Here is a 12,422-nt window from a genome sequence, read left to right on the forward strand (position 1 = left end):
CCCAGCCGAAGAACAGCTGCAGCAGGTTGTTGCTCATCACCAGCATCAGCATGGAGAAAGTGAACAGCGAGATGTAGGCGAAGAAGCGGTTGTATCCGGCGTCTTCTTCCATGTAGCCGATGGTGTAGATGTGCACCATCAACGACACGAAGGTCACCACGCACATCATCATGGCGGTGAGGCCATCGACCATGAAGCCGATCTCCATCTTCATGCCGCCGATCACCATCCATTCGTAGATGGTTTCATTGAATCGCGCGCCGTCCACGGCCACGCTCTTGAGCGTCATGGCCGAAAGGATGAAGGCGATCAGCACGCCCAGGATGGTCAGTGTGTGCGAGGTGCGGCGCCCGATGACGTTGCCGCCAAAGGTGGTGCCCAGGATGCCGGCCAGCGCCGCGCCCACAAGGGGCGCCAGCGGAACCGCCAGGAGTGTGCTTGCAGAAAGGGTGGTGCTCATTTTTGTGCCTGTTCTTTCCCTGTCTTCACCCCTTGAGGGTGTTGAGTTCTTCGACGCCGATGGACGACTTGGCCCGGAACAGCAACACCAGAATGGCCAGACCGATGGCCGATTCGGCCGCCGCCACCGTCAGGATGAAGAACACGAACACCTGCCCATGCATGTCACCCAGGAAATGGGAGAACGCCACAAAGTTCATGTTGACCGCCAGCAGCATGAGCTCAATGGCCATCAGCAGCACGATCAGGTTCTTGCGGTTGAGGAAGATGCCGATGACCGACAGGGCAAACAGGATCGCCCCCACGGATAGGAAATGTCCCAGTGTGAGGCTCATGCCTGGCCCTCCTCGTTGCTCAATGCCACCGGAGCGGCCTTCTGTGTGGCGGTCATGGGCAACACAACCAGGCGATCGCTGGCGCGCACCTTGACCTGCAGGCCCGGATCGATGGCTTTGCTGTCCTTGCGCTGGCGCAGCGTGAGCGCGATCGCGGCGAACATGGCCACCAGCAGGATCACGGCAGCCACTTCGATGGGGTACAGGTACTCGGTGTACAGCAGCTTGCCCAGCTCTTTGGTGTTCGAGTAGTTGGCCGGAACGGCAGCGATGCCCTCCCCCGTGACCGTCGGGAAACCGACCCACAACACCGCGATGATCTCAACCGCCACCAGGGTGCCCAGTGCCGCAGCCAGCGGGAAGTTCTGCCAGAAGCCCCAGCGGTCATCGTCGAGCTTGATGTCGAGCATCATCACCACGAACAGGAACAGCACCATCACCGCGCCCAGGTACACCAGCACCAGGGTCAGGCCCAGGAACTCCGCCTTGAGCAACAGCCACAGGGCAGCCGCCTGGGAGAAGGACAGCATCAGGTACAACACCGCGTGCACGGGGTTGTGCGCGGTCACCACGCGGTAGGCGGCGAACAGCAGCACCGCAGAGAACAGGTAGAAAAAGCCGGTCTGGTAATCCATGGTTCTTGTCTTTCGCCAGCTTCAGCGGTACTTCGCGTCGGCCGCCTTGGCCGCTGCGATCTCGGGTTCGTAGCGGTCACCCACCGCCAGCAGCATGTCTTTGGTGAAGTAGAGGTCGCCGCGCTTCTCGCCGTGGTATTCGAGGATGTGGGTTTCGACAATGGCGTCCACCGGGCAGGCCTCTTCACAGAAGCCGCAGAAGATGCATTTGGTCAGGTCGATGTCGTAGCGGGTGGTGCGGCGCGTGCCGTCGGATGCGCGCTCACCGGCTTCGATGGTGATGGCCAGGGCTGGGCACACGGCCTCGCACAGCTTGCAGGCAATGCAGCGCTCTTCACCGTTTTCATACCGGCGCTGGGCGTGCAGACCGCGGAAACGCGGAGACAATGGCGTCTTCTCTTCCGGGAACTGCACCGTCACTTTGCGACGGAAGGCGTAACGACCGGTCAGGGCCAGTCCTTTGACCAGCTCGACCAGCAGGAAGCTCTTGAAAAAGTCGCCGATGGAAAACGGCGCGACGACCGAAGGTGATGCGGAAGGGGATACGGTGGTGGACATGGTCGTTCGCCCTGCTTATTTCCAGATGTTCCACGAGGTCTGCATCAGACCGCCGACGAGCAGCAGCCAGACCAATGTCACAGGAATGAAAATCTTCCAGCCCAGACGCATGATCTGGTCGTAGCGGAAGCGCGGGAAGGTGGCGCGAATCCAGATGAACATGGACACCACGACGAAGGTCTTGATGCCCAGCCAGATCCAGCCGGGAATCCAGTTGAAGAGCGCGCTGTCGATGGGGGGCAACCAGCCGCCCAGGAACATCAGCACCGCCAGGATGGACACCAGCCACATGCTGGCGTACTCGGCCAGGAAGAAGATCGCGAAGCCCATGCCCGAGTACTCGACCATGTGACCGGCCACGATCTCGGCTTCACCTTCCACCACGTCAAACGGGTGGCGGTTGGTTTCGGCCACACCGGAAATCAGGTACACCATGAAAATGGGGAACAGGGGCAGCCAGTTCCAGGACAGGAAGCTCAGACCCATGTCCGCGCCCATGCCACGCGCCTGCGAAGCCACGATTTCACCCAGGTGCAGGCTGCCAGCGGTCATGACGACCACCAGGAAACAGAATCCGATGGCAATCTCGTAACTCACCATCTGGGCCGAGGCACGCAGCGCACCCAGGAAGGCGTACTTCGAGTTGGAGGCCCAGCCCGCGATGATCACGCCATAGACCTCGATCGAGGTGATCGCCAGGATCACCAGCAGACCCGCGTTCACGTTGGCGATCACGGCCTCAGGGCCGAAAGGAACGACCACCCACGCGGCCAGGGCCGGCATGATGGCCATGATGGGGCCAAGGCGGAACAGGCCCGGCGCCGCGGCGCTGGGGCTGATGATTTCCTTGGTCAGCAGCTTGATGGCATCGGCAATGGGCTGCAGCAGGCCAAACGGACCCACGCGGTTCGGACCCAGGCGCACCTGCATGAAGCCCAGCAGCTTGCGCTCCCACAGCGTGAGGTAGGCCACCGCGCCCATCAGGGGCGCCAGCACGGCGACGATCTTGACCATGCCCCAGATCACCGGCCAGGCGGCCGTGGTCCACCAGGGAGCCGCGATCAGGCCCAGGCCACCGTTGTACATCGCGTCGATCATGCGTGTGCTCCTTCTGCTGCGCGGGCATCGGCCGTGAGCTGCAGCGAGCTGGCGCGCCGCACCAGCGAATCCAGTTGGTAGATGGACGCCACGCAGGGCTGGCTGGCGGCAGGGTTCATGTCAATGAAAGCCGCACCGGCGTTGGACAGGCGCGAAGCATCCACCACGCTGCCAGCCGTCAGGCCCGGCAAAGCGGCGGCAAGCACGGCCTGCGACGAGTCGGCATCAAACCCCGGCAGGCCAAGCAGGTTGCCCAGCACGCGCAACACCTTCCAGGCCGGGCGGGTATCGCCCAGTGGGCGCACCACGGCGTGGAAACTCTGCAGCCGGCCTTCGGCGTTGACAAAAGATCCGGAGGTCTCGGTGAATGGGGCGATGGGCAGCAGCACGTCGCTGATGTCCAGGTTGGCCTTGAACGGGCTGAGCGTGACCACCATGCCGGCGTTGGCCAGACCCTGGCTGCCCACCGCACAGTCAAAAGCCGGTTCGTTGTTCAGCAGCAGCGCCGCCTTGAGTCCGCCACCGAGCATCTGACCGGCGTTCAAACCGCCCTGCCCCGGCAGGGCGTTCACCAGTTGGGCGCCCACGGTGTTCGCGGCTTCGCTGAGGTAACCCACCACGGCGCCGGTCTGCTGGCCGATCCAGTTGGCCAATGACAGCAGGCTGGCGGCCTGCGCATGGTGCGCAGCCGCATTGCCCAACAGGATGGCTTTGTGTTCACCACCGAGCAGCGACTTGGCGATGGCGCGAGCCGCATCGTTCACCTCGGCGGCCACCGGAGCCAGCACGCCCGTTTCGGCGCCCACGGCGTTGGCGATGCCGGCCAGGGCCGACACCCAGTGGGTGCTGTCGGCCAGCACGGTGTTCTTGACCGGCATGGCCCAGTCCTGCGACTGGGCATTGAGCGCGTTCACCTGCCCCCCCTTGCGAGCCGCCTGGCGGATGCGCTGGGCAAACAGCGGATGATCCTTGCGCAGATTAGATCCGACCACCAGCACGCTCTGCAGACCCGACAGGGCTGCGATCGGCATGCCCAGCCAGCGGGCCGTGTTCGGGGATGCCGCGTTGAAGAAGTCGGCGTGGCGCAGACGCGTGTCGATGTTCTCGCTGCCCAGACCACGCACGAGCGCACCGGCCAGGGCCAGTTCTTCCACCGTGCTGTGCGGGCTGGCCAGCACACCGATGGCGCCAGCGCCGTGGTCCGCCTTGACCTGCTTCAGGCCGTTGGCCACGTATTCCAATGCGGTCTGCCAGTCCACGGTTTTCCACTCGCCGCCCTGCTTGAGCATGGGCGCGGTGAGGCGGTCTTCGCTGTTGACAGCTTCGTAGCTGAAGCGGTCGCGGTCGGCAATCCAGCATTCGTTCACCGCATCGTTTTCCAGCGGGACCACGCGCATGACCCTGTGGTTCTTCACCTGAACGATCAGGTTGGCGCCGGTGGAGTCGTGCGGGCTCACGCTCTTGCGACGCGAGAGTTCCCAGGTACGCGCGCTGTAACGGAACGGCTTGCTCGTGAGCGCGCCCACCGGGCAGATGTCGATCATGTTGCCCGACAGCTCGGAATCCACCGACTGCCCGACAAAGGTTTCGATTTCGGCGTGTTCACCACGGTGCGACATGCCCAGCTCCATCACGCCGGCCACTTCCTGGCCAAAGCGCACGCAGCGGGTGCAGTGGATGCAACGGCTCATTTCCTCCATGGAAATCAGCGGACCGACGTCCTTGTGGAACACCACGCGCTTCTCTTCTTCGTAGCGCGAGGCACCGCCGCCGTAGCCCACGGCCAGATCCTGCAGCTGGCATTCACCGCCCTGGTCACAAATGGGGCAATCCAGCGGGTGGTTGATGAGCAGGAACTCCATTACCGACTGCTGGGCCTTGATGGCCTTGTCGGACTTGGTGCGCACGATCATGCCCATGGTCACCGGCGTGGCGCAGGCGGGCATGGGCTTGGGGGCCTTTTCCACTTCCACCAGGCACATGCGGCAACTCGCCGCGATGGACAGCTTCTTGTGGTAGCAGAAATGGGGAATGTAGGTGCCCGCCTTTTCGGCCGCATGCATGATCATGCTGCCCGGTGGCACTTCGACCTTCTGGCCGTCGAGTTCGATTTCAACCATAGTTTCTCGTCTCGTTTCAGGCGGTGGCGTCGGCCTTGATCATGGCCGCGAACTCGGGCCGGAAATGCTTGAGCATGGCGCGCACCGGCATCGCCGCCGCATCGCCCAGGGCGCAGATGGTGCGGCCCATGATGTTTTCAGCCACGTTGTCCAGCAGCGCCATGTCGGAAGCCTTGGCCTCGCCGCGCTGAATCTTGTCCACCAGACGCCAGAGCCAGCCCGTGCCTTCGCGACACGGCGTGCACTGCCCGCAGGACTCGTGCATGTAAAAGTACGACAGGCGCTTGAGTGACTCGACCATGCAGCGCGAATCGTCCATCACGATCACGGCACCCGAACCCAGCATCGAGCCGGCCTTGGCGATCGAGTCGTAATCCATGGTGCAGTCCATGATGATGGACGCGGGCAACACGGGCGACGACGATCCACCAGGGATCACGGCCTTGAGCTGACGGCCCGTGCGCACACCGCCGGCGAGTTCCAACAGTTTGGCGAACGGCGTGCCCATCGGCACTTCGTAATTGCCCGGCAGGTTGACGTCGCCACTGACCGAGAAGATCTTGGTGCCGCCGTTGTTGGGCTTACCGCATTCGAGGTAGGCCGAACCACCGTTGCGGATGATCCAGGGCACCGCCGCGAAGGTTTCGGTGTTGTTGATCGTGGTTGGCTTGCCATACAGGCCGAAGCTGGCCGGGAACGGCGGCTTGAATCGAGGCTGGCCCTTCTTACCTTCCAGCGATTCGAGCAGTGCGGTTTCTTCTCCGCAAATGTAGGCACCGAAGCCGTGGAAAGCGTGCAGCTGGAAGCTGAAGCTGCTGCCCATGATGCTGTTGCCGAGGTACCCCGCGGCACGCGCCTCTTCCAAGGCAGCTTCGAAGCGCTCGTAGACCTCGAAAATCTCACCGTGGATGTAGTTGTAGCCGACGTTGATGCCCATGGCATACGCCGCGATCGCCATGCCTTCGATGACGATGTGGGGGTTGAACATCAGGATGTCGCGGTCCTTGCAGGTGCCCGGCTCACCTTCGTCCGAGTTGCACACCAGGTACTTCTGACCCGGGAACTGGCGCGGCATGAAACTCCACTTCAAGCCACTCGGGAAGCCCGCGCCGCCACGCCCGCGCAGCGCGGATTCCTTGACGGTCGCGATCACCTGGTCCTGCGTCATGCCGACCACGCCGGTCTCGGGGTTCGGCGCCGAGCCATCCTGACCCAGGATCTTGCGCAGGGCCTGGTAGCCACCACGCGCTTCGTAGTCCTTGAGCGACCAGTTGCTGCCGTTCAGGTCCTTGTAGATCTGCGGTTCGATGTGACGACCATGGAAGCAGGTCTGCACGCCGGTGGCGCTGAACTGGGAAATCACCTGTTCTGCGTTCATGCTTTGCCCTCTGCGGCCTTCAGGCCGTCGATCAGCTGATCGAGCTTCTCGTTGCTCATGAAGCTGCACATGTGGCGGTCATTGACCAGCATCACCGGTGAATCGGCACACGCGCCCAGACACTCGCTCTGTTGCAGGGTGAAGAGGCCATCGGCCGTCGTTCCACCCATCTGCACGCCGAGCTTGTGCTCCAGATGCGCCAGCGCCTTGCCGCCGTCGCGCAACAGGCACGGCAGGTTGGTGCAGACGTTGAGCTTGAACTTGCCCACCGGCTGCTGGTTGTACATGTTGTAGAAGGTCGTGACCTCGTGCACAGCCATGACCGGCATGCCGAGGTAGTCAGCAATCGCCTTCTCGGCTTCGAGGGCGACATAACCCTGCTCTTGCTGCACGATGGACAGACAGGCCATCACGGCCGACTGCGCCTGCTCGGGCGGGAACTTGGCCACTTCGCGGGCGAAACGCGCCAGCGTGGCTTCGGACAGCTTCATCGCCTGAACGGCGCCGCCGGGGGTTTTGTGCTCAGAGATCATCGGTCAATCTCTCCAAAAACGATGTCCATGGTGCCGATGATGGCGACGGCGTCGGCCAGCATGTGGCCACTCGCCATTTCGTCCAGAGTGGACAGGTGGGCGAAGCCGGGGGCGCGAATTTTCAGGCGGTAGGGCTTGTTGGCGCCGTCGCTCACGAGATAGATACCGAACTCACCTTTGGGATGTTCGACCGCTGCATAGGCCTCGCCTTCAGGCACGTGGAAGCCTTCGGTGAAGAGCTTGAAGTGGTGGATCAGCTCTTCCATGCTCGACTTCATCGCTTCGCGAGAAGGCGGCGCCACCTTGTGGTTGTCGGTGATGACCGGGCCGGGGTTGACGCGCAGCCAGTCCACGCACTGCTTGATGATGCGGTTGGACTGCTTCATCTCTTCCATGCGGACGAGGTAGCGGTCGTAGGTATCACCGGTCTTGCCGACCGGGATGTCGAAGTCCATGCGGTCGTACACGTCGTACGGCTGCTTCTTGCGCAGGTCCCAGGCGATGCCCGAACCGCGCAACATGGGGCCGGTCATGCCGAGGTTGAGCGCACGCTCGGGTGTCACCACACCGATGCCGACCGTGCGCTGTTTCCAGATGCGGTTGTCGGTCAGCAGCGTGTGGTATTCGGCCAGGTAGGTCGGGAAACGCTGGGTGAAGTCGTCGATGAAGTCGAGCAAGGAACCCTGGCGGTTCGTGTTGAGCTCGGCCATCGCCTTGGCGTTGCGGATCTTGCTGTGCCGGTACTGCGGCATGGTGTCTGGCAGGTCGCGGTAGACACCACCCGGACGGAAGTAGGCCGCGTGCATGCGCGCACCCGAGACCGCTTCGTACATGTCGAACAGGTCTTCACGCTCGCGGAACGCGTAGATCAGGATGGTCGAGCTGCCGCAATCGTTGCCGTGCGATCCCAGCCACATCAGGTGGTTGAGCAGGCGGGTGATCTCGCTGAACATCACGCGGATGTACTGCGCGCGGATCGGCACCTCGATGCCCAGCAACTTCTCGATGGCCAGGCAGTAGGCGTGCTCATTGCACATCATCGACACGTAGTCCAGCCGGTCCATGTAGGGGAGCGACTGGATATAGGTCTTGTGCTCGGCCAGCTTTTCGGTGGCGCGGTGCAGCAGGCCGATGTGTGGATCGGCGCGCTGCACGACTTCGCCGTCGAGCTCCAGCACGAGGCGCAACACGCCGTGTGCGGCCGGGTGCTGCGGCCCGAGGTTCAGGGTGTAGTTCTTGATTTCGGCCATTTCAGTGCAGGCCTCCGTAGTTGTCTTCGCGAATCACGCGCGGTGTGACTTCACGCGGTTCAATGGTGACCGGCTCGTAGACCACCCGCGCGCGCTCGGCGTCGTAACGCATCTCCACGTGCCCCGAGAGCGGGAAGTCCTTGCGAAACGGGTGCCCGATGAAACCGTAGTCGGTCAGGATGCGGCGCAGGTCGTTGTGACCTTCGAACACGATGCCGTAAAGGTCAAACGCCTCGCGTTCGTACCAGTTCGCCGACGCCCAGAGCGTGCTCACGGAATCAATGACCGGGAAGTCGTCTTCCGGGCAGAACACCCGCACCCGCACCCGCTGGTTCAGGCTGACCGACAGCAGGTGCACCACCGCAGCAAAACGCGGACCTTCCCAACGACCGTCACCGTAGGTCTGGTAGTCCATGCCACACAGATCGATCATTTGCTCAAAGCGCGCTACGGGCGCGTCGCGCAAGGTCTGCATCACCGCGAGATAGTCGGGCGCAGCCACCACCAGGGTGAGCTCTTCACGCTCGACATCAAGGGATACCACGCGCTCACCCAGCAAGGCAGCGAGGGTGTTTTTCAGCGCTTGGGGATTGGAGGCGTAAAGGGTGGCGGTTTCGCTCATGGACCGTCTTTCTGACAGAAGCCTGTGGGCCGGTGCGGCGCTCAGGCGCGCGCGATGGTGTTGGTGCGACGGATCTTCTGCTGCAACTGGATGATCCCGTACAGCAAGGCCTCGGCAGTTGGCGGGCAGCCGGGCACATACACATCGACCGGCACGATGCGATCACAACCACGCACCACCGAATAGCTGTAGTGGTAATAACCGCCGCCATTGGCGCAGGATCCCATGGACAGCACCCAGCGCGGCTCAGCCATCTGGTCGTAGACCTTGCGCAGGGCGGGCGCCATCTTGTTGCAGAGCGTGCCGGCCACGATCATCAGATCGGACTGGCGCGGACTGGCACGAAACACCTCGGCGCCAAAACGGCCCAGGTCGTAGCGCGCAGTGGCTGCGTGCATCATTTCAACGGCGCAACAAGCCAGACCAAAGGTCATGGGCCATAGCGATCCCGTCTTGGCCCAGTTCACCACCGAGTCGTAGCTCGTGGTCACGAAACCTTCTTTGAAAACGCCTTCGATCATCTTGCGCTCCGGTGCGTCGGTGTCTTGTCAGTGGTGCGAGGGATGTGCGTCATTCCCAGTCCAGCGCGCCTTTTTTCCACGCGTAGACAAAGCCCACGAGCAGATCCACCAGGAAGATGACGCCGACCCAGAACCCAGTGGAACCAATGTCGGTAAGAGCCACAGCCCAGGGGATGAGAAACGCGATTTCGAGATCAAACAGAATGAAAAGGATGGCCACCAGGTAGTAGCGCACATCGAACTTCATGCGGGCATCTTCGAAAGCTTCGAAGCCGCACTCGTAAGGCGAATTTTTCTCTGCGTCTGGACGGTTGGGGCCGAGGATGTAGCCCAGAACCTGCGGGATGATCCCGACGGCAATACCCACCAAAATGAACAAGAGCACGGGAAGGTATTGTTCGAGACTCATCTTGGGTAAATTCCGCTGACATGGCTCAAGGGCCATGTTGTCCAAAGATTGGTGCCGACGGCGAGACTCGAACTCGCACAGCTTTCGCCACTACCCCCTCAAGATAGCGTGTCTACCAATTTCACCACGTCGGCTGGGTCTGCATTGTCTGGCTCACGAGGGACCGTGTGAGCCTTGCTGACAACCCATAGAGTTTACCCTGAAACCCCCCTGTTTTTCAGAGGGTGTATCGGATTTTCAAAAGGAAAGGGTTGGATTGCTGCAGCGCAAAAACACAGGCGCGGTGCGGCTTCCCGGCCTGTTGTACTCCCCCCGGTTATTTTCCAGGGATCTGTGCAGCACCTGTCGCCGGGACTGCGGCGGGCGCAGCCGTTGCGGGCGCTTCGGTGCCCGCGGGAATCTGCTGTGCAGCGGGCTGCTGCGCGGGAACGGCGCTCTCGAGCACACTGCCCGAAGGCGCCGCGGTGCGCAGGTTGCCAAAATACGCCAGACCCAGCGTGCAGACCAGGAACACCCCGGCCAGCACAGCCGTTGTGCGCGACAGGAAGTTCGCACCACCCGACGCACCAAACAGACTGGCCGAGCCTGCGCCACCACCGAAGGCAGCGCCCGCATCGGCACCCTTGCCGTGCTGCATCAGGATCAGGCCGATCATGCCGATGGCAGCCAGGATCTGCACCGCCTGAAGAATGGTCAACAAAACGTTCATGTTTTTCTCCGAAAGGGAAAGGATCGTGGGCGACGCTCAGCGAGCCGATGCCACGATTTGAAGGAAGTCGGCCGCCTTGAGCGATGCACCGCCAATCAGGCCGCCGTCGATATCGGGTTGCGCCAGCAGGCTGGCGGCGTTGGCCGCGTTCATGCTGCCGCCGTAGAGGATGTGCACCCGCTTGGGGTGGGTGGTCGCTGCTGCAAGCTGGGCCCGCAGCACCGCATGCACCGCCTGCGCCATCTCGGGCGTTGCGGTCTTGCCGGTGCCAATGGCCCAGACGGGTTCATAAGCGACAACGATCTCGGTGATGCAGTGCCCCACCGTGTGAATCGCCGCCGCGAGCTGGCGCTTGACCACGGCTTCGGTCTCACCGGCCTCGCGTTGCGCCAGGGTTTCACCGACGCACACGATGGGGGTGACGCCGGCGGCCAGTGCGCGCTGCGCCTTGGCCGCAACCATCTCGTCCGTCTCACCGTGGTACTGGCGGCGCTCTGAATGGCCGACGATGGCGTAGCGACAACCGAATTCCTTCAGCATGGCCACGCTCACTTCGCCGGTGTAGGCACCCTGCTCGTGCGCTGACACGTCCTGCCCACCCCAGGCAATGGGACTGCCCTGCAAAAGTGACTGCAACTGAGCCAGGTACGGGGCGGGAGCGCACAACGCCATGTCCGCTGCGGGTTCGGCGCCCTGCAGGCCTTCGAGCATGGCCTTGACCAGCGCTTCGTTGGCGGCCAGCGAGCCGTTCATTTTCCAGTTGCCTGCGATCAGTTTTTTCATCTTGGTCTCCATGGGACTCAAGCCCAGGTGAGGACTATTTTTCCGATGTGCTGATTGGTTTCCATCAAGACATGCGCTTGCGCAGCGTTCGAGGCTTCGAACACGCTGTGGATGACGGGCTTGACCCGACCTTGTTCCAGCAACGGCCACACCTTTTCGCGCAGCGAGGCGGCAATCGCCGCCTTGAAAGCGACCGGGCGCGGGCGCAGCGTGGAACCGGTGATGACCAGGCGGCGACGCAGCACCAGACCGGCATTGAACTCAGCCTTGACACCACCCTGCACCGCGATGATTACGAGCCGGCCGTCTTCGGCCAGGCACTCGACCTCGCGCGCCACGTAGCTGCCAGCGACCATGTCCAGAATGACGTCAACACCCTTCCCGTCCGTGAGCTCGCGCGCCACGGCCGAAAAGTCTTGCGTCTTGTAGTTGATGGCGTGGTCGGCACCGAGCGCCAGGCAGGCGGCGCACTTCTCGTCGCTGCCGGCCGTGGCGATCACACGCGCACCCAGGGCTTTCGCCAGCTGGATCGCGGTCACGCCAATGCCACTCGTGCCCCCCTGGATCAACAGGGTTTCGCCCGGCTGCAAACGCGCCCGGTCAAACACATTGCTCCACACCGTGAAGAAGGTCTCGGGCAGCGAAGCCGCCTGAACGTCGTCAAAACCCGCCGGGACCGGCAGGCACTGACCGACGGGAGCCACACAGTATTCGGCGTAACCGCCGCCAGCGACCAGTGCACACACACTGTCGCCAACCGCGAGGCCGGCTGCCGCCATCGCATCAGCATCACCCGACTCGATCACGCCCGCCACTTCCAGGCCGGGCAGGTCGGAAGCGCCAGGCGGTGGCGGGTAGGCACCGCTGCGTTGCAACACGTCGGGACGGTTCACGCCCGAAGCACGCACGCGGATCAACACCTCGCCCGCACCCGCGGCCGGCATCGGACGCTGGGCCAGACGCAGAACCTCAGGTGCGCCAAAAGCGCTGATCTCAACCGCTTGCATGGCTC

General features: G+C 62.8%; 14 protein-coding genes, 1 tRNA gene and 1 pseudogene. All 16 read right to left on the minus strand.

Going from position 1 to position 12,422, the window contains the following annotated elements:
* Positions 1-460: pseudogene (locus tag Q7V20_RS08935) on the minus strand (NADH-quinone oxidoreductase subunit L); the annotation flags it as partial.
* Positions 461-485: 25 nt separating this feature from the next.
* A complete protein-coding gene (gene nuoK / locus Q7V20_RS08940; protein ID WP_177135809.1) occupies positions 486-794 on the minus strand; it encodes an NADH-quinone oxidoreductase subunit NuoK in 309 nt (102 codons plus the stop codon).
* Complete coding sequence (locus Q7V20_RS08945; protein ID WP_304789463.1) at positions 791-1,429, minus strand: NADH-quinone oxidoreductase subunit J; 639 nt, start codon at positions 1,427-1,429, stop codon at positions 791-793. Before Q7V20_RS08945 ends, nuoK begins: the two co-directional genes overlap by 4 nt.
* Positions 1,430-1,450: 21 nt before the next feature.
* On the minus strand, positions 1,451-1,987 hold the full coding sequence (gene nuoI / locus Q7V20_RS08950; RefSeq protein ID WP_177135807.1) for an NADH-quinone oxidoreductase subunit NuoI: 537 nt from the start codon (positions 1,985-1,987) through the stop codon (positions 1,451-1,453).
* Positions 1,988-2,002: 15 nt separating this feature from the next.
* Positions 2,003-3,085: an NADH-quinone oxidoreductase subunit NuoH gene (gene nuoH / locus Q7V20_RS08955; RefSeq protein WP_177135806.1), complete on the minus strand. Its 1,083-nt coding sequence runs from the start codon at positions 3,083-3,085 to the stop codon at positions 2,003-2,005.
* Positions 3,082-5,205: an NADH-quinone oxidoreductase subunit NuoG gene (gene nuoG, locus Q7V20_RS08960; protein ID WP_304789468.1), complete on the minus strand. Its 2,124-nt coding sequence runs from the start codon at positions 5,203-5,205 to the stop codon at positions 3,082-3,084. Before nuoG ends, nuoH begins: the two co-directional genes overlap by 4 nt.
* A 16-nt stretch (positions 5,206-5,221) precedes the next feature.
* Positions 5,222-6,583: an NADH-quinone oxidoreductase subunit NuoF gene (gene nuoF, locus Q7V20_RS08965; RefSeq protein ID WP_304789471.1), complete on the minus strand. Its 1,362-nt coding sequence runs from the start codon at positions 6,581-6,583 to the stop codon at positions 5,222-5,224.
* Entirely contained in the window at positions 6,580-7,116 is a 537-nt protein-coding gene (gene nuoE, locus Q7V20_RS08970) for an NAD(P)H-dependent oxidoreductase subunit E (RefSeq protein ID WP_226462849.1), read from the minus strand. Before nuoE ends, nuoF begins: the two co-directional genes overlap by 4 nt.
* On the minus strand, positions 7,113-8,366 hold the full coding sequence (locus Q7V20_RS08975) for an NADH-quinone oxidoreductase subunit D (protein WP_177135803.1): 1,254 nt from the start codon (positions 8,364-8,366) through the stop codon (positions 7,113-7,115). Before Q7V20_RS08975 ends, nuoE begins: the two co-directional genes overlap by 4 nt.
* A 1-nt stretch (position 8,367) precedes the next feature.
* The gene (locus Q7V20_RS08980) at positions 8,368-8,988 is read right to left on the minus strand and encodes an NADH-quinone oxidoreductase subunit C (RefSeq protein WP_304789479.1); all 621 of its coding nucleotides are present in this window, start codon (positions 8,986-8,988) and stop codon (positions 8,368-8,370) included.
* 41 nt (positions 8,989-9,029) lie between these two features.
* The gene (locus Q7V20_RS08985) at positions 9,030-9,509 is read right to left on the minus strand and encodes an NADH-quinone oxidoreductase subunit B family protein (RefSeq protein WP_068175390.1); all 480 of its coding nucleotides are present in this window, start codon (positions 9,507-9,509) and stop codon (positions 9,030-9,032) included.
* Between the two features lie 49 nt (positions 9,510-9,558).
* Positions 9,559-9,918 (minus strand): NADH-quinone oxidoreductase subunit A, encoded by a 360-nt coding sequence (locus Q7V20_RS08990; RefSeq protein WP_177135801.1) that lies wholly within the window; start codon positions 9,916-9,918, stop codon positions 9,559-9,561.
* A 49-nt stretch (positions 9,919-9,967) separates the two neighbouring features.
* A tRNA-Leu gene (locus Q7V20_RS08995) sits at positions 9,968-10,052 on the minus strand.
* Between the two features lie 182 nt (positions 10,053-10,234).
* The gene (gene secG, locus Q7V20_RS09000; protein WP_226462852.1) at positions 10,235-10,627 is read right to left on the minus strand and encodes a preprotein translocase subunit SecG; all 393 of its coding nucleotides are present in this window, start codon (positions 10,625-10,627) and stop codon (positions 10,235-10,237) included.
* 36 nt (positions 10,628-10,663) lie between these two features.
* A complete protein-coding gene (gene tpiA / locus Q7V20_RS09005) occupies positions 10,664-11,410 on the minus strand; it encodes a triose-phosphate isomerase (RefSeq protein ID WP_370652430.1) in 747 nt (248 codons plus the stop codon).
* Between the two features lie 17 nt (positions 11,411-11,427).
* The gene (locus Q7V20_RS09010) at positions 11,428-12,417 is read right to left on the minus strand and encodes an NAD(P)H-quinone oxidoreductase (protein ID WP_304789492.1); all 990 of its coding nucleotides are present in this window, start codon (positions 12,415-12,417) and stop codon (positions 11,428-11,430) included.
* Positions 12,418-12,422: the final 5 nt, after the last annotated feature.

The sequence above is a fragment of the Aquabacterium sp. genome (assembly GCF_030652515.1).
Taxonomy (GTDB): Bacteria; Pseudomonadota; Gammaproteobacteria; order Burkholderiales; family Burkholderiaceae_C; genus Aquabacterium.

Excerpts from the sequence above, each read along its gene's own strand:
- nuoK (WP_177135809.1), bottom strand. The coding sequence starts at position 794 with ATGAGCCTCACACTGGGACATTTCCTATCCGTGGGGGCGATCCTGTTT.
- Q7V20_RS08945 (WP_304789463.1), bottom strand. The coding sequence starts at position 1,429 with ATGGATTACCAGACCGGCTTTTTCTACCTGTTCTCTGCGGTGCTGCTG.
- nuoI (WP_177135807.1), bottom strand. The coding sequence starts at position 1,987 with ATGTCCACCACCGTATCCCCTTCCGCATCACCTTCGGTCGTCGCGCCG.
- nuoH (WP_177135806.1), bottom strand. The coding sequence starts at position 3,085 with ATGATCGACGCGATGTACAACGGTGGCCTGGGCCTGATCGCGGCTCCC.
- nuoG (WP_304789468.1), bottom strand. The coding sequence starts at position 5,205 with ATGGTTGAAATCGAACTCGACGGCCAGAAGGTCGAAGTGCCACCGGGC.
- nuoF (WP_304789471.1), bottom strand. The coding sequence starts at position 6,583 with ATGAACGCAGAACAGGTGATTTCCCAGTTCAGCGCCACCGGCGTGCAG.
- nuoE (WP_226462849.1), bottom strand. The coding sequence starts at position 7,116 with ATGATCTCTGAGCACAAAACCCCCGGCGGCGCCGTTCAGGCGATGAAG.
- Q7V20_RS08975 (WP_177135803.1), bottom strand. The coding sequence starts at position 8,366 with ATGGCCGAAATCAAGAACTACACCCTGAACCTCGGGCCGCAGCACCCG.
- Q7V20_RS08980 (WP_304789479.1), bottom strand. The coding sequence starts at position 8,988 with ATGAGCGAAACCGCCACCCTTTACGCCTCCAATCCCCAAGCGCTGAAA.
- Q7V20_RS08985 (WP_068175390.1), bottom strand. The coding sequence starts at position 9,509 with ATGATCGAAGGCGTTTTCAAAGAAGGTTTCGTGACCACGAGCTACGAC.
- Q7V20_RS08990 (WP_177135801.1), bottom strand. The coding sequence starts at position 9,918 with ATGAGTCTCGAACAATACCTTCCCGTGCTCTTGTTCATTTTGGTGGGT.
- secG (WP_226462852.1), bottom strand. The coding sequence starts at position 10,627 with ATGAACGTTTTGTTGACCATTCTTCAGGCGGTGCAGATCCTGGCTGCC.
- tpiA (WP_370652430.1), bottom strand. The coding sequence starts at position 11,410 with ATGAAAAAACTGATCGCAGGCAACTGGAAAATGAACGGCTCGCTGGCC.
- Q7V20_RS09010 (WP_304789492.1), bottom strand. The coding sequence starts at position 12,417 with ATGCAAGCGGTTGAGATCAGCGCTTTTGGCGCACCTGAGGTTCTGCGT.